This is a genomic window from Candidatus Thiodictyon syntrophicum, from assembly GCF_002813775.1.
Classification (GTDB): domain Bacteria; phylum Pseudomonadota; class Gammaproteobacteria; order Chromatiales; family Chromatiaceae; genus Thiodictyon; species Thiodictyon syntrophicum.
This window is the reverse complement of record NZ_CP020370.1, coordinates 2161824-2179143: the sequence shown is the minus strand read 5'-3', so window position 1 is coordinate 2179143 and position 17320 is coordinate 2161824. Positions and strand designations below refer to the sequence as shown.

Genomic DNA, 17320 nt, shown 5'->3' with positions numbered 1-17320 from the left:
GTATCATCGCCAGGCCGATGGGGGAGTCCACGCCCAGTACCATGACCTGGTGCGCAGCCCGGTGCACCGATCGGTTCATAGCCATTTCACACGATCACTGAAGCCGTTTTCCAGGGTCCGGAGCCATGACAGAACCGGCGATCCGTGCAACGGCCGAACGGGGCGCACCGACGTCGGCGGGCGGGACGCCAAGTCGGCAAAGGTGCATACCTCAAACCGCTCTTCATGTTTGACAAGGTAATCGCACAGCCGCCGCAGGCGCGCGCGCACGGTGCGATTGGTAATCAACATCTCGTGCGTCCAGGCGTTGCGGTTCTTCTCGGTGGCCGACTTCACGAACTCGAACGGATGGGTCAGGATGACCACGGTCTCGTAGCCGGCGGCCTGTGCCCCATCGAGGATGGCGATCATCTCCAGGCTCGAGCACGACCTGACTTGCAGGGGCCGGAATCGCGCTGACCCGAGTCCGCGTCGGTCCAGAAAAGAGGTCAACGGATATTCCCTGACACCCTCGATCAGACGGCATCCGCCAGGCAGTCGGTAGTCCGGTTCCGCGGGCTCGCTCAGCCCGATGCAGAGATTGGAGGAAAGTGGGATACCCAAGCGCTTCATCACCCGATAGACGTTGCGCCCGGTGCGGAAGCTGCCGGTACGCACGGCCAGGGGTTGGCCGCCGGTCCAGTCGCGAAAGGTCGCGATGGAGCGAGCGAAAAAGTCCTCCAACACCGGCTCCGCAAGCGCCGCACAGGAATCGCCGGGCAATTGTTGTAAGTCAGGCACACCGTTGTGATAGGAAAACCAGCAGGGGTGGACATGCAACTGCACGTCCTGAGCGGCGGACAGGAGCAGATCGACATAGCGCCCCATGGCGGCCGGCCCGAAATAGTTCGCCTGCGCGGCCTCCACGAAGAAGGTCGCACGCAGCCCCCGCTCGCGCAAGGTCCGGATGATAAACCCCAGTCCCTCGCTGTGTCCGTCAATGTTGCAGGCGACTTGCTGGTCGATGACTGGACGAAAGCCATCCGAATAGCTTTCGATGCCGCCGGCGATATCCGCTTCGACATCGATCGTCATGACGACTGAGGTTCTCATGGGTCCCGTATCCTCCGGCCTGTCAGTATTTGGGGTACTTACCTATGGGCATTGATTAAACGGTAGTTTATCATATTGTTAAGCCCCGCGGCGGCTCCGGGTGACAAACCACGGCGCCCCTGCGGCTTAGCCACACCGCGGCGCAATGCTCGGGTCGCCGGGGCAACCCTGGAATTCGTCGCGATCGACGACAGTTGCGGTTTCTCGGGTCGTGTCGGGACTTAGGCTGCTATGATGGCGATGAAACCGATCCGCCACGCGTGAATCTGCGCCAGGCCCCAGTCCGGCGGACCCGGCGCCCACGGCGACCCTGCATCGCCGGACGACCCACATACCCTCTGGCTTACATGGTTAAACCCGTCTACAACCTCCCCGAGCAGGATACCGGCGACGACGACGCGATCCGGCACTGGCTGGACAACCTGGTGCCCAACTATGCCCTGGAGGACCGCAAGCTGATCGCCGGGGCCTGCGCCGCGCTGACCCGCTGCCGCGGCGACCGCCGCATCGAGACCGGCGAGACCCATGTGCGCCATGTCCTGTCCACCGCGGACATCCTGGCCCAGTTGCGCATGGACCACGAGACCCTGATCGCCGCCCTGCTCAACGGCTGTCTGGGCCTGGGCGACCTGACCGAGGCGCAACTGGCCGACCGCTTCGGACCCGGCATCGCCCGCATGATCGGGGACCTGGCGCGCATCGGCCAGATCGCCAACGTGGAGGCGATCATCGCCGCCAAGGACCAGGAGCAGCATGAGGAGAACCTGCGCCGCCTCCTGCTCGGCATCGCCGAGGATGTGCGGGTGGTGCTGGTGGTGCTCGCCGAGCGCCTGCACCTCATGCGCGCCATCAAGAATCTGGAACGCGAACAGCGCGCCCGGATCAGCCGCGATACCCAGCGCATCTATGCCCCGCTCGCCAACCGGCTCGGCATGTGGCAGGTCAAGTGGGAACTGGAGGACCTGGCGCTGCGCTACCTGGAGCCCCAGGCCTACCAGCGTGTCGCCCGCGCGATCGACGAGCGGCGCGAGGAGCGGCAGCGCTACATCAAGGACGTCATCGCGACCCTGCAGCGCACCTTCGCCGAGGCCGGGATCAAGGCCGAGGTGACCGGCCGGGCCAAACACATCTACAGCATCTGGCGCAAGATGCAGCGCAAGGGCGTGGATCTCTCACAGATCTTCGACCTGCGCGCGGTGCGGGTCCTGGTCGACACGGTGGCCGACTGCTACGCCGCGCTCGGGCTCGCCCACGGGCTCTGGCGCCACATCCCCAAGGAATTCGACGACTATATCGCGAGCCCCAAGGGCAACCTCTACCAATCGCTGCACACCGCGGTCATCGGCCCCGGGGACAAGCCGCTGGAGATCCAGATCCGCACCCACGGGATGCACGGCCATGCCGAGCTGGGGGTGGCCGCCCACTGGGCCTACAAGGAGGCCGGCAAGGGCCCGGACGCCGAGTTCCAGCGTCGCATCAACTGGATGCGCAGCTTCCTGGAGCTCAAGAGCGAGGGCGAGGACGCCACCGACATCCTGGAGCGCTTCAAGGCCGAGTTCGAGCCCGCCCAGATCTATGTCCTGACCCCCCACGCCAAGGTGATCGAGCTGCCCAAGGGGGCGACCCCGCTCGACTTCGCCTACGAGGTCCATTCGCAGATCGGCCACCGCTGCCGGGGCGCCCGGGTCAACGGGCGCATCGTCCCCCTGAGCTATCGGCTCAACAGCGGCGAGACGGTCGAGATCCTGACCCAGAAAAACGCCGCCCCCAGCCGCGATTGGCTGAGCCCCCACCAGGGCTATCTCATCACCGCGCGCGCCCGCAACCGGGTCCGCCAATGGTTCAAGCAACAGGATCACGACCTGCACTGGCAGGCCGGGCGCGCCGCCCTGGACCGCGAACTGGTGCGTCTGGGCATCAGTGAAAAGCCCCAACTGGAGCAACTCGCCCCCCGCTACAACTTCAAGCGCGGGGAGGACCTGCTGGCCGCCATCGGCCGCGGGGACCTGTCGGTCGGCGTGGTGGCGCGCCAGGTGGGCGAGCCACGGACCCCGGATGGGCGCCCCGAGGCACGGGAGCCGGAGCCGCGCACCAAGGCACCGAGCAAGCCCAAGCCCGGCGCCGGGGAGGTCGTGGTGGAAGGGGTCGACGACCTGCTGACCCAGATCGCCCATTGCTGCAAACCGGTCCCCTACGACGCCATCGTCGGCTTCGTCACCCGCGGGCGCGGCATCACCGTACACCGGCGCGACTGTCCCAATGTCCGCCACCTGCCGGAGGGGGAGGCGGCGCGGCTGCTGCGCGTGCGCTGGGCCGACCAGCCGGCCGACGCCGCCTACCCGGTGGACCTGCTGGTCATCGCCGCCGACCGCAAGGGCCTGTTGCGGGACATCTCCTCCATCTTCGCCGACGCCGACGTGGACGTGCTCGGCGTCAACTCACACTCCGAGCGCACCACCGACACCGCCGCCATGCGCTTCACGGTGGAGGTGCGCGACAAGGCGCACCTGGACCTGGTGCTCGCCAAGCTGGCCCAGACGCCGGATGTACTGGAGGTCCGGCGGGCCTCTTAATCTAGTCTGAACGGACCTGTCCGCCCGTGGGAGCAGCGTCCCGCCGCGACAGTTGCCCGCGGACGACCGCGGACCCGGCGCGCCTCGTGGGGAAGGTCGAGCCTCAAGGCGAACCGCGGAATGCCTTGTACCATTATGGAGCGAGACCGTCCCGTCCACCGTGGCGAAGGTCGCGGGCCGAGATATCCCCGCGGTCTCTATCGCACCGACCGCCAACGAGTCGGTGCCACATGTGCCCTCGCCGCCCACACTCGGCCACGAGTGTATGCTGGTCAAAACGGCCCCCGTCCGATAATAATCGGCCATTCAAGATTCCGCGACGCATGGAGATTGACGCTGATCGGTGATGGCGCAACTACTGACGCGACAAAGGCAGATTGCCGCCCTCAGGACCGCCTGGGAAGCAGCCCATCCCCGTTCAGCGGCGGGCGGGCGTCTGGCGCTGGCCGGATTCCACTACCAGTTCCTCTGCGCATTGCTTGCGAGCGCCCAGGTCTGGCTGAAGGCACGCTCCGCAACGGGCGACAGCGGCCCCCGGGTCTTCACCGAGACCCTCTCCGATCTGGTTCGGGCGGACGGCGACGACACCTTGCTCGTCAGCCAGATCAAGCGGAGCCTGACGCCCGCGAAGATCGGCGATGCGCTCCGTGACCTGTGGTCAGTTCACACGACTGCCGTCACCGACCAACCGGAGCTGGTACCCATCCTGCGCTACCGAATCCAGGCAGCGCGCGGAGACCTATCCAAGGTCGAGGGCGTCGCCCGGACCTGGATACCTACCGCAGATGCGAACCCGGAAGACCTGGACCGCTTCCGCTCCGCGCTGAGCGCCGAGATCCTCGCCGACCCGCTGGACGACCTGCTGACCCTGTTGGCGAACGAGCTGCGCGCCGAGAGCCCTCTCGCTCAAGTCCGTGGCTGGGTCGGCGACCTGCTCGCCGCCCCCGATGCCGGCTCCGAAGGCTTCGTGCAGGCGGCCGCCAGGGTCTGGAACGACCTCCACCGACTCAACCAACAGCACAATCAACGCCCGGCCGGGATCACCTTCTGGACTTCGGCCGACCGTGCGCCCGACACCATCACCCAGGGGGAAGTCCTCACCGGCGAACGCCCCCAGGTCCATCATTTGCGAAAGGGCTATCTCGCCGTTCGCGAACCCCTGTATCCCGAGCTGACCGACCGGATCAGTGAGTGGACGACCCGCTGCCGACATCACCCGGACAAGACCCTGCGCCTGCCCCTGTTCTGGATCGGCGGACGTTCAGGCTGCGGCAAGAGCGCGGCCCTCCTCCACGTCCTCGCGGCACTCCATGACTGAGGGTTCGGTCCCATCCTCTGGCTCGGCAACCGTCCGGAGCTATTGCCCGAGGCGGTGCGCTGGTGCCGACACCTCCAGGGACCGGAGTTGCAACCCCTGATCGCCATGGACGACCCCTACGCTCCGGACGCACAGGAGACCGGCGCACTCTGGAACGCCGCCCTGATCGAGTTGGAGGACCTGCGTCAGCAGGGCGAGGGCGACGCGCTGCCGTTGGTGATCTGCTGCGGCCCCACGGAGCAGGCGCAACGACTGGCCGACGACTACGGCACGGACCTGATGCTGGAGCAGTTCGACCTGCCCCGCGAGCAGTCTCACGAACTCGACGCCCTGCGCGCCTGGTACCGCCAGCGCACCAATGAGGACCCGCCCCACCTGGACCGGGACGAGGACGTGCTGCTGGTACAACTCTTCTTCCAATGGCGCGTCGGCCAGTCCTTGCCGGATTTCGCAAAGCGGTTCCGCGGCCGCATCCAGGCCAGCGACCGGGGTGGGGTACTCGAATCCGTCCTCTCCCGGGTGCTGGCGCTGAACCGCCTGTACGCCGGCTATCCGACCGGGATCATGGACGAGCGCCTCGGCCCCCACCTGCGTGGGGTCTTGGACCAACTCAGAGTCGAGCATCACATCGCCGAATACGCCGATTCCAGACGCCACGGCGTCTGGCTGGCCCATCCACACCTGTCCAACGCCATCTACGAGGCCTGGTACCCGGGCGCACGGCACCTGTACGTGCGCGCGAAGCACCTCGAAGAAGCCATCGGCGATGCACTCGCCAGCGCCGCCAGCCCAGGCGAGCGAACCGCCCCGCTCTGGGCCTTGACCCGCGCCCTGGCGCCCGGCGAATCGCACTGGATCGACGAAGCGGACCGGGTCGCCCGGCGGGTCGACCGTGCGCCGACCATCGACCTGCTGGGCAAGATCTATGCCCTGCGCGCCGGCGTTCCCGAAAGTCCAATGGTCACCGCCGAGTTGCCCGTCTGGGTCCACCTCGCCGCGCTGGTGCCGGACCTGCCCCTGACCCCGGACCCGATCGGCGTCGCAATCGGTCGCCTTGGTGATGCTGACGTGGCCGAACAGGGACTGCGCCTCACCTGCCACAAGCTGCTGCAACACCTGGAGCGGATGAATGAGGTGCTCCGCGCTCGGGCTATCGCGGCAATTCTCGATCTGTTGCGGCGCACCCCGGAGTGGCGCGAATGGGCACCGGTGGCCCTGGATGTCCTCTGGCAAACCCAGCAACGGGAGGTTACCCGGCTGATCGCTGATTGGATCCCGCGATACGCGCCCCGCAGTCATATTGGCGCCATCCTGATCGGCGCGCTCCGTGCCGCCCCGAATGACGCCAACCTGCTTGCAGCCGCTGAGGCCCTGCTGCCGCATGCGCCAGCGAGCTTCGATTGGGGCGACATTGCGTTCCAGTTCCTGGGGCATTCTGAGACTCCGCCTACGGCCGTGCTTCAATGGACTGAACGGCATCAATTCCGAGTCGAAGAATGCTTCGTCCTGGGTCGGCTAGTGGGCGACAGCCACGCCCCGGCGATCGGCTGGGGTCTGACTTGGGCGAACCTGTGGCATCGGGAACGTGCTGCAAACTATGTCTTGGAGCCACTCTGGGATCAAGGGGTTTCCCCGGAGGTACTGAAGCCCTGGTATCTCGCCTGGATCAGGTCTTGTCCACCGCACGCAGATGCCAGCTTCTTGCTCGAAAAGCTCATCGGAACATTCCCCGAAGATGCGATGGTACAGAACGTCACCGCTGAGTGGCTCACAAATACCCCCCCCGAACACGCATCCTGGACATATATCTGGCGCTCCCTGCTGAAGGCGAATTCAGAGAACCGCGAGTTAACAACACTTGGTCGGCGGTGGCTCGGTGATATTCCCGCCGATCATGCGTCTTGGACATACGTCTGGCAGCCCCTGCGTGAAGCTAGTCCACACGATCCGGAACTTCCCGGCCTCGGGCGCCGTTGGCTCGCCGCCGCCCCGCCCGAGCATGGATCGTGGGTAGGGTGTTCAATCTGACCTAAAAAGGCGCCGAAAAGTCGATGCAAGAAGCGTGTTGCCTGGAAGGCCCGGCGGTCGGTTCTGTGCTTGGGGGAGTACGATGACGCGTGCGCCACTTTCTCATGCCAAGCCGTTGACAAACGACGAACGCTTGATCAGTCTACTGGCGCGGTGATCTGACCGCCTTGCCGGAGCACGCACGACGTGATGAATGCATTCAAGAGCCCAGCGAGCCGTCTGGCCAACCTGTTCCAGCGATCACGTGATGCCTGGAAGGCGAAAGCGTTGGAGCGGCAGCAGCGCCTGCGGGCCGCGGAGGTCAAGATTCGGGATCTGGAGCACAGCCGCGCGCAGTGGAAGGCGCGTGCGCTAAAGGCGGAGCGTGCGCGAACGGGAGCCGAAGAGGCCGCGGCGCCGGCGGATGACGAACCAGCGGATGAGCCACCACACCTTGCGCTGTCCCCGCCGGTCGGCCATCACTATTCGGTCATGGTCATGCAGTTAACCATGCGGCTGTATCTGCACGCGGGGCTCGGCAGCCGCGGGGTGGCGCGGGTATTGAATCTGTTCGGCGCGTCACTCCCGGTGGCGGCGCCAGCCCACACCACCGTGCTCAACTGGGTCTATCGCTGCGGTCTCGCGATTCTCAATCGCCAACCGCAATGGCGCACGGATTGGATCTACGTCGCCGACCATACGATCGCCTTGGGGGCGTCCAAGTGCCTCGTCATCCTGGGTATTCCGGTGAGTGCACTGGCCCAGAGCGGTTACAGCCCGTGTCACGGGGGTGCGGCCTTGACATGATGTGCCTTTGAGGAGTATTTCGTAACCTTCTGTGACTAGACGAGAAGGTGCAGTCGTGGCGAAGGTAGTCAGGATCTCGGGTGACGAGGTGACGGTCGAGGTAACGGTGCGGCTCAGCGGTAGCCTGCTGGACATGGAAGGAGCCATCCAGGAGGCCACCAACGCGGTGGGGCGCTGCGCCACCGAGGAGGCGCTGCAGCGTTTCGACACCGACGGCAGTGCGATCCGTGTCGGCGCGATCAAGCTGACCGCGCGCGGGCGCGATCCGAAGGAGTACCAGACGCCTTACGGGCCGGTCGAGGTCGAGCGTTATGTCTACCAAAGCTCGCGCGGCGGGCGGATCTACTGTCCGCTCGAGCACCAGGCGCGGATCGTGCGCGGGGCGACCCCCCGATTCGCCAGTCAACTCAGCCACAAGTATGCGCAGCTCAACGTGCGCGCGGTGCAGACTGACCTTGAGCAGAACCACGGTCGGACGATCGCTACCTCGTATATTCAAAATGTTGCGGAGTGGGTAGGCACCATCGCCACGGCCAAAGAGGAGGACTGGGAGTACGCGATGCCGGCGCTTGAGACGCCCATCGCGACCGTCGTGGTCAGCCTCGACGGCGCCATGATCCCCATGGCCGACAGTGCGGGCTGGCGCGAAGCCATGGTCGGAACCCTCTCGCTTTACGACGGCGAGGGCGAGCGCCAGCACACCATCTACCTCGCTGCGGCACCCGAGTACGGCAAGCAGGAGTTCCGGCAACGCATGGAGCGCGAGATCCAACGCGTCAAGCGGCACCTCCCCGAGGCACTGTACCTGGGCATCGCCGACGGGGCGGCAAGCAACTGGCGGTTCCTCGAGCAACACACCGACCGCCAGTTGATCGATTTTTTCCATGCAACGGAATACGTGGGCAAAATCGCCCAAGCGACCCATCCGCAGCGCCACGCCGAGGGCCCGCGCGCGCAGTGGCAGAGCGCGCACTGCACGACGCTCAAGCACGACCCCGCCGCCCTTGACCTGCTCATCGGCGAGGCCGCGCGCCTGTCGCAGCGGCACACCCTCTCGCAGACGCTGCGCGACGACGTTCTCAGCGCTTGGACCTACTTCACCAACCATCGCCATCAAATGGACTACCCGGGCTTCGTCGCCGCGGGACTGCCGATCGGATCGGGCGTCACCGAGGCCGCCTGCAAGACCTTGGTCAAGCAACGGCTATGTGCCTCCGGGATGCGCTGGAAGAACAAAGGGGCCAAGATTGTGCTCAGCCTACGCGCACTGACGCAGACCACCGGACGATGGGCACAGTTCTGGCAGAAGATCGACCAGTTTGGGGCTGAGTGCTACGGTTAGGCACATTATTCGGAGGCCGCACCCTGTCACGGCGCCATGCAGGTGCTGGCCGTGGAGATCACAACACACAGCACGGGAGCGTGGGTCGCACAAGTGCTCAGGCGCGTTGCGCAACGCACCGGTCCACCAGTCCAGATCGTTGCCGACCACGGCAGCGACCTGCACAAGGGCATCGCCTTGTTTCAGGAGCACGCCACTGCCTGCGTCTATACTTATGATATATCGCATCTTATTGCGACGCGGCTCAAGGCCGAGATGGGCCGAGATGCGCGCTGGGAGTCCTTGCTGGCGCACTGTCGCCGCGCGTGGTCGTCCTTGCAGCAGACCGATCTCGCCTTCTTGCTGCCGCCTCGGCAGCGCATCAAGGCGCGTTTTATGAATCTGGATGTCCATGTGCGGTGGGCACAACGCGTCCTCGCCTACCATGATCGCGGCGACTTCAGCGCGATCCGCGCGCAATACGTCCTGAAGTGGCCGGCATGGGAGCACCTGTGCGCGCGGTTCGGCGCCGCCCGGGCGCACCCATTGCGGGCCATCGTCGGCATTCGCTATCCCGACCGGGCGGCTTTTTGCCAGGCACTGCAGACACACTCAGACCTCGAGAGTGATACGCTCGACGATGTGTTCTGGCAGCAAGCGGACGCCGGGTACAGTCGCTTCCTTGACGGCTTTGCCTGGCTACTGTCCTACCGGGATGACCTGGTGGATTACGCGCAAATGATGGCGCAATCCAAGCTGATTCAGTCGCATCTCAAATCCACGGGTCTTCAGCAGGGCTCCCAAGAATCACTCCAGGCCACGCTGCCACCGCCGTCAACGCTCACCCCACGGGCGGCGGCCTTTACCCAACAGATTCTCGCGAAGGTCGCATTGGAATCCGCCAAGATCCCGACTGATAGTGTCTGGCTGGCCTCCTCCGATATCATCGAATCGGTCTTCGGGAAATACAAATGCTTCACCACCAGGGGGCCGCTCAAGGAGATCGGTAAGCTGGTGCTTGCGATTCCTGCCTTCATCGCCGACCTGGCGACTCCGTTGATTCAGGAGGCGATGGAATCGGTGCGTACTATTGATGTCGAGCAGTGGGCGACAACGCACCTCGGTGCGTCGATGCTGGCCCGGCGTCGGCGTGCTCTCATTGATTTTGTGTCAAACACGAAAACTGCATGAATTTAATTTGCGATATAGGTGAGATATTGAACACCCTAGATCGTGGGTCTATGTCTGGAATGCCCTGCGCGAAGGCAGTCCGGACGACCCGTAGCTAGCCAATCTCGGCCGCCAGTGGCTCACGGAAGTCTCTCTAGAGCATGAATCATGGCCATACACCTGGAATACATTGTACTTTCTTAACCCTGAAGACATCGAGCTTCAGAAATTGGCATACCACTGGCTTCTTGATACGCCACGGGAAAATATTTCCTGGCCCTACGTCTGGCGCGCTATTCACAAGACACTACCTAATATTCCTGAAGTGGACACACTCGCATGGGAATGGGCATCTCAAGGGTCCTCCGAGTTTCGCTCTTGGTTCAAACTTCGGAAATTCTTACTCAAGGCCATTCGCAACATGCCGGAACAGACAACTTTCGCCAAGAATTGGCTTGTTGGACATCAGCCCGATCATGGCTGGTGGAAAATCGTTTGGGAATTGCTGAGAAAGCGCAACCCGGACGACCAGGATTTAATCCCACTAGCATATAACCGGTTGCGTGATCTCGCACCGGAACACGAGTCATGGACATATGTGTGGCAATCCCTTTGGAAAGAACGCCCACGGGACCCGGACCTAACCAATCTCGGTCACAAGTGGCTCGCCGCCGCACCGGCGCATAAGTTGTGGACGCACGTTTGGAATACCCTGTGCGAAGACACTCCAGACGACCCAGAATTAGCCCGCATTGGACGTCAGTGGCTCGCCACCGCGCCGCCCGAGCACGGGTCGTGAACATACGTCTGGGAGGCGCTACGCAAAGGCAATCCGTCACACCCGGAGCTAGCCAGTCTGGGGCGCCAGTGGCTTGCCGCCGCCCCGCCAGAGCAAGGGTCGTGGGTCTATGTCTGAAATGCCCTGCGCGCAGGCAGCCCGGACGACCCGGAGCTAGCCAGTCTTGGGCGCCATTGGCTCGTGGCCGCCCGGCCCGAGCACGGGTCATGGCAGTACGTCTGGGAGGCACTGCGCGAAGGCAGTCCAGGTGATGCCGAACTGAGCGACATAGGGCGCGCGTGGCTCACGAATTTGCCGCTTGACCATGAGTCGTGGCCACATGTCTGGGAGGTGTTGTTCGAGTGCAATCCTCACGATAATGAGGCGCTTGCGCGACGATGGCTCCTTCACATGCCGCCGCAAAATGCCGCTTGGCCTCACGTCTGGCGTTCTATCCACAAGACGGCAGCTTACGTGCCGGATGTCGACTCCATTGCTTGGGACTGGGTGTCGAGCGGCTCGTGTGACGTTGGGTCTTGGTTCAAACTTCGGGCCTTCTTGCTGAAAGCGATTCGCTCGATTCCGGAACAAGCGAAACTTGCCAAAGACCGGCTTGCTGCCGCCCCGCCCGAGCATGGATCGTGGAAATACGTCTGGGAGGCCCTGCGGAAAGGCAGTCCGGACGACCCGGAGCTAGACAGTCTGGGGCGCCAGTGGCTTGCCGCCGCCCCGCCCGAGCATCGATCGTGGAACTACGTCTGGGAGGCCCTGCGGAAAAACAGTCCGGACGACCCGGAGCTAGCGAATCTCGCCTGCCACTGGCTCGCGAATGCCTCTCTGGGACACGAATCATGGCCATATGCCTGGGAGGCTCTATTCGGCCGTACCCCTGATGACATGACATCCAACTGCACGACTTGGCACGCCGCTGGCTCATTCATACACCACCGGAAAATAATTCCTGGCCCCACGTCTGGCGCTTGATTCACGGCACGATACCCTACATGCCCGAGGTCGACGCTATCGCTTGGGAATGGGCATCCCGCGGATCTTACGAATCTGGCTCGTGGCTCAAACTCAAGAACTTCATGCCTCGAACTATTCGCGCCATCCCGGAACAGGCAGAGCTTGCCCGAAACTGGTTGACGACTGTCCAACCCGAGCATCCCTGGTGGACAGCGATTTGGCAATCGTTAAGACACCGTAGCCCCAGCGACGAGAATCTGATCCGGCATGGACAACGCTGGCTAGCTACCGTACCCTTGGATCATCGGCATTGGATTACTCTGTGGCTATCTCTTTGGAATAACAACTCAAACGACACGGGGCTGATAAAGTCCGGTCAAGAACGGCTTGCTGGTGACCCGCCCGAACATGAGTCATCGCCGAATATGTTGGGTCAACAACCTCACAACAACCCAAGGGACCCGCAGCTTTTCTCTTCCGGTATCAGTTGGTTGGTAAACTCTGACCAAACCAACAAATCATGGCCCAATGCTTGGAGATGTTTATGGACGGAAGAACCCGGGCATCCGGAGCTGGCACGCCTCGGCAGCCAGTGGATCGACAAAATCTCAATGCTGCAAGGGTCGTGGGCTTTGGTCTGGCAAGCTCTGCTTGCTGCCAACCCGCAAGACGAAAACCTGAATAGCTATGGACCCCGATATCTTCAAGAAATGCCGATTGCGAACGTTTCCTGGCCTCACGCCTTTGCCTTGTTTTGGCGAACCACCCCAGGCAATCCACAGTTAGAAGATCTGTGTGTCCTCTGGTTGAAGCACGCCGTCGATCACCCACACTGGATCGCCGCTTTCGATCCTGTTTGGCAAACCGGTCGTCACCGCGAGCTGTTGGTTGCCCTTGCCCAACGTCGACTACAGCAACAGCCTGAAGGCAAAGACGTAGATAGGCTGAACGAAATCCTCGCCGAAGAAATGGGTGCCAGTGCGGCCTGATCGTTTCGTCTAGGTTTCGCACAATCCCTCCGCGTCACGTAGGAGTCTCAGCCGGGCTGGCAGGGGATAAAACGTCAGGCGCCATCACCATCGACATGATTAAATGATGACAGTCGAAGATATCGCAAATGTCCTCTAGGTGCTCCAGATTTCGCTCGTGATAAGAGAGATAGTGCTCTCGCTTCGGGTGAAACAGCGGATATGGCAGTAGCGCCACCGAAAGCTGCGCCTCAATTGCCTTCACCGCGACAATCGCCTGACCGGACAAGAGATAGCCTAGCATCCCCGCGCTCTTTGAGAACGGCGCATAGCGGCCGGTCAACATGTTCCCACGCAGATCGTTCACATAGTCGGCCACCTGCCTATCGGTGCGCAGCAGCTTGGCCTCCAGCGGCCACATGACTCGGAAGTTAGCGTTGAGCACGAAGGCGATGTCATAGGCCGGCGGATGCGCCCCATCCGATTCGGCGGTCTCCATTTCCCATGCCTCGTGCTTGGTGTGATACGCGGTCATGGGGTCCCGCTCCAACGACATGTAGCTCTCCAGCGCACTGGTGATGCTACGCTCGATTTGGCGATCATCCAGACTCGCGATCACTAGCCCGAAATCGCGGCAGAGACGATCGAATCCCCGCCACACCAAAGCGAGCATTTCATTGACGGCATCTGCCGAGAATGCAGCAGCAAGCGCGGTGAATTCCCCGGTCTGTGGGAAGGCGCGATGCAAGGGCGTCGGTCTCAGGCGTGCGTTGCGGCCCGGCCAGCGCTGGTTCACGAAGACACTCCGGCAAACCCCGCCGATAGGATGTCCGCGACGATGCTGTCGGCATCGCGCATCGCCATGGTGCGAGTCCAGAACCGGGCCTCATCTGGCTTGGCGATAAAGACGGTGGGAACCGACCGACCAGCCCACTCAATTTTGTCGTAGACGCGCAGAATGCGCCGGTAGACGAATCCGCTGCCCGCTTCTTGCTGGGTCAGTAGGGTCTGGAGTCCGAGCAGTGTCCCAACCAGTTCAGCGTCGTCGAGAGACCGCATCCGCACGCCCTCCATCTCCCCCGAGATCGCTTCAAGGTGCAATGCGACCAGACGCACAGGCAACTGTTCGCCGACATCATTGAAGATGGTCGCCGAACACTCTCGGCGCGTACCGAAGCTAGCATGCATCACATCGATCAACCACTGCGCGTAAACTACCAGTTCCGATTGTTCGCCACGACGGGTCGGTAACCTTGGCACTGCGGTTCCATTGCCCTTGAAGAACGGGATAGTGTAATGAAACAGATCCTCAATCAGCGCCCGCTCGCTGTTGCAGAACCCGAAGGCCTCATAGGTGCGCTGATCGACCTGATCGAGCGTGTCCAAACCTTCAAGAAGGCCGGGGCGCGGAGCCGGACAAGGGACCTGCATCAGGTCATCCATGCTCGGCGCGGGCCGATAGTTGGCAAAGCGGCCACTGGTCAGCAATAGGAAGGCGGTCGCGAACTTGCTGTTGAAGCTCAGAACCGCGGAGTCAACGAGATTAGGATCGGCATCGCTCCCACCAAGCGAGATGTAGCTGTCGTTGCAGAGCGCGGCCTCTCCGCGTACGCGCACGCCACGAAATCGACCTGTCTCTTTAGTCCATCCCATCTTCACCAGTGCCTGCGGTTGCTCGAAGGCACGCCAGTCTGTAGAATCGGACGAGGCGGTATAGGGATCGATATTCGTAGGTAGAGTCGCCGAATCGAGCGTCAGAAGCCGAGAGGACGGTATTTTCTTGCTTTCTAGGATTGGGCGATTCAATATTGGCTGTTCCTTCTGGCGCCCGCCTCGACCTCGAATCAGACCCCGCCGCTTGCGCAGCCCACCTCTCTCGACCAGGTCATGAGGATTTCCGAAATTCGTCAACTTTCTAAGGAGAACGCGATCTCTTTGGTCGCCCCAGGTCAAGGTAATCCAGACGAGCGGATCGTTGGTCGCCTCATGCAGTGGGACCTCGTGCGAATCATAAGGTCCAACCTCAAACCCATATTCGTCGCCCAGTTCATTGACCGGCTTGACCACGACATAGCTGATCGTTGCATCCTGCCGGGGCAGGGTGGGAAAACCGGTAATAATCGCGCATGGACCAAGCGCCTTGATAAAAAGTCCAAAACGCACGGCAGAGAGGTTGACAATCTCCCGAACCGCGAACGTTTCAAGTAAGCGTCGGCGAATCTGACTTGCCGGTCCGGATCGATTCCAAAGGAGGGCACCGGCAGGCTGGATGAGTGAGAAGCAGCCCTCTGCTTTGGTCAGCTGGCCCGCCTTTGCTATAAACAATGAACCGATGTCGTGATAACTCAGCGGCCAGCCATGCTCCTTCGCCCATCGCCGCGGAGCCCGCAATTGATTATGAGCATCTTTCGGCGCCACGGTCCTTTTCCCCCATGGCGGATTGCCGATCACGAGGTCATAACGCCCGGCATCCAAGGACGTATTCAGTCCGGGTAAGCGGTCGTCGAAGAAATCCCCACTGATAAGGCGCTGATCGCGAAGGCAGGGAAGGCGGATCTCGGTCCAATAACGGCGCGGATCGATCTCGTCGCACAGCGCGAGGTAGAGACTAAAGGAGGCAACACGGATCGCCGCGGGGTCAATATCGACCCCGTAGAAATTCTGTTCCAAGAACCGCGAGAGGAACCGACCGGTGGGTTCGGACCCGGGATTGGCCGTGCGCCAGCGGTAAACCAGGCGCTGAAAGGCGCGCACCAGAAAAACTCCGGAACCGCAGGCGGGGTCCAGGATGGTGAGATTCCACTCGTCTCCCGTCCATGGCAATACACCATCAAGTAAAAAGTCTACTAACTGAACTGGGGTATAGACGGTCCCTTTCTGCTTTGTGACGAATGCCTCGTAGATACTGCTGACGAACTCCAATGGGATCGTATCGAAGGAATACAGGGGCCAAAGGGCATACTGACCGCTGCTGACTCGCATGCGTCCGGCAATGAACTCGGCCATCAGGTCCAGATGCGTCTGTTGAACCACGGCCATCTCGTCGGCCCACAGGTCGCGCCGCTGCATCGCCGGTTTGTCCTTGCCGGGGAAAAGATCGCCGTTGAAACGCTGATCGAGATAGCGGAAAAGTGCGTAGGTATCGGCGTGGTCGCGGAGAACCGATTCGAGGTCTTCGTGCCGACACCGCAGGTGGCCCTGTTCATGAAGTCCGACCATAAACTCGCGGTTCAAAGCCGCCTGGCCGTGGGAGTCCATGCGTTGGAAAAGAAACTGCACGAAGATCAGTCGGGCCAGCAGGTCGTGGATGATATCCAACGCAAGGGCCGATCGCTCGGCGGAACCGCTGTGCAGTCTGTCACGTACGACCTTCAGATTCTCCAGCAGCATCCGATCCGCACATTGATTACGGTCGAAAAGCTGCGGGTACCGGACACTGAGGATGCCACTGGCCAAATTGACCCAATGCAGCGCCTTCGCGGCAGTGCCCTGAAGCGCTGTGCCGAAGTCAACTGCTTCGTCTGGAATCTCGGAGGGGAGATTCTCCCATTCCTCCAACAGCTGGTTGCCTGACGGGGGCGGCTTGCAGCAGGTGAAGACGCGAAGTCGCTGGGCCTCGGCGACCACCAGGGTCGGAGCGTGACTGAAGTTCCAGGCGAGCCGATGCAAGGCAGCAAGGGCGCGTTGAGGAACGGCGCGCGCGAATACGCAAACGATTGCCAGGGGTACCGGGGTACCTGGGGCATTGAAGTCGTTGGCCAGAATCGCGATCCGGCAGCCTCGCGTCTCGGGGAAATCCTGGGCGAGCCGATCGCCGATCTTCTTGCGCGCGAGGGTGTTGAGCGCCCGCAACCCCTCGCCGGACGGGTTGATCACCAGCCCAGGCTCGGGCCAGCCAAGGTACTTGCACGCGAGTTCCAGACTCATGACGGCAGATACCGAGCGCGACCTGGACCAAGCGCCAACTCGCGCTGGATCGGGACCACGCCCAAAAAGAGACCGATACGCTCCCGGGCCTTGGCGACATCGATGATGAAGCCAGCCACCAGGGGGGAACTCGGCAGGATGTCTTCGACTTGCCAGGTCTCGACGGAAAGCACGATGCGTTCGTCCGGCTTTGGGCTGCGAGGACGGCGCAGGTACGCATCCAGGGCCGGCAGGACACGCCCGAAAACCCGCCCCTTGAGACCATAGCGTTCCTCCAAATCACAGGCGAGGGCCAAGAGCACCAAGTCCTGAAGATCGAAGCGCCGAGGCGAACGAGGCGTCGCGGGCCGCTCCGCAAAGGGTGCATGATTCATCCACTGCCTAACCCGGTGG

At 62.5% G+C, this 17320-nt stretch carries 12 protein-coding genes; 8 read left to right on the top strand and 4 right to left on the bottom strand.

Annotated features, from left to right (window positions below; translation table 11 throughout):
- Window positions 1-75: 75 nt before the first annotated feature.
- The gene (locus tag THSYN_RS09320; RefSeq protein ID WP_157817547.1) at window positions 76-1092 is read right to left on the bottom strand and encodes a polysaccharide deacetylase family protein; all 1017 of its coding nucleotides are present in this window, start codon (window positions 1090-1092) and stop codon (window positions 76-78) included.
- 347 nt (window positions 1093-1439) lie between these two features.
- Here THSYN_RS09320 and THSYN_RS09315 point away from each other — a divergent pair, with 347 nt between their 5' ends.
- The 8 genes from THSYN_RS09315 to THSYN_RS33600 all read left to right on the top strand — a co-directional run bounded on the left by THSYN_RS09315 (window position 1440) and on the right by THSYN_RS33600 (window position 13021).
- Complete coding sequence (locus THSYN_RS09315) at window positions 1440-3665, top strand: RelA/SpoT family protein (protein ID WP_100918895.1); 2226 nt, start codon at window positions 1440-1442, stop codon at window positions 3663-3665.
- Window positions 3666-4011: 346 nt separating this feature from the next.
- Window positions 4012-4983, top strand: coding sequence for a hypothetical protein (locus THSYN_RS09310; RefSeq protein WP_100918894.1), 972 nt, complete (start codon window positions 4012-4014; stop codon window positions 4981-4983).
- 42 nt (window positions 4984-5025) lie between these two features.
- The gene (locus tag THSYN_RS09305) at window positions 5026-7011 is read left to right on the top strand and encodes a hypothetical protein (RefSeq protein WP_100918893.1); all 1986 of its coding nucleotides are present in this window, start codon (window positions 5026-5028) and stop codon (window positions 7009-7011) included.
- A gap of 189 nt (window positions 7012-7200) precedes the next feature.
- A complete protein-coding gene (locus THSYN_RS09300) occupies window positions 7201-7797 on the top strand; it encodes a hypothetical protein (RefSeq protein WP_100918892.1) in 597 nt (198 codons plus the stop codon).
- 55 nt (window positions 7798-7852) lie between these two features.
- Entirely contained in the window at window positions 7853-9139 is a 1287-nt protein-coding gene (locus THSYN_RS09295) for an ISKra4 family transposase (protein ID WP_100917720.1), read from the top strand.
- A gap of 36 nt (window positions 9140-9175) precedes the next feature.
- A complete protein-coding gene (locus tag THSYN_RS09290; protein WP_100918891.1) occupies window positions 9176-10309 on the top strand; it encodes a hypothetical protein in 1134 nt (377 codons plus the stop codon).
- Between the two features lie 169 nt (window positions 10310-10478).
- Window positions 10479-11087, top strand: coding sequence for a hypothetical protein (locus THSYN_RS33605; RefSeq protein WP_157817546.1), 609 nt, complete (start codon window positions 10479-10481; stop codon window positions 11085-11087).
- A 983-nt stretch (window positions 11088-12070) separates the two neighbouring features.
- Window positions 12071-13021: a hypothetical protein gene (locus THSYN_RS33600; protein WP_157817545.1), complete on the top strand. Its 951-nt coding sequence runs from the start codon at window positions 12071-12073 to the stop codon at window positions 13019-13021.
- A gap of 34 nt (window positions 13022-13055) precedes the next feature.
- Here the strand turns inward: THSYN_RS33600 and THSYN_RS09285 are convergent, their stop codons facing one another.
- The 3 genes from THSYN_RS09285 to THSYN_RS09275 are packed head-to-tail and all read right to left on the bottom strand — an operon-like array spanning window position 13056 to window position 17301.
- On the bottom strand, window positions 13056-13796 hold the full coding sequence (locus THSYN_RS09285) for a hypothetical protein (RefSeq protein WP_157817544.1): 741 nt from the start codon (window positions 13794-13796) through the stop codon (window positions 13056-13058).
- A complete protein-coding gene (locus THSYN_RS09280; RefSeq protein ID WP_100918889.1) occupies window positions 13793-16927 on the bottom strand; it encodes an HsdM family class I SAM-dependent methyltransferase in 3135 nt (1044 codons plus the stop codon). The genes THSYN_RS09285 and THSYN_RS09280 overlap by 4 nt, the downstream gene beginning before the upstream one ends.
- Entirely contained in the window at window positions 16924-17301 is a 378-nt protein-coding gene (locus tag THSYN_RS09275; RefSeq protein WP_157817543.1) for a hypothetical protein, read from the bottom strand. Before THSYN_RS09275 ends, THSYN_RS09280 begins: the two co-directional genes overlap by 4 nt.
- Window positions 17302-17320: the final 19 nt, after the last annotated feature.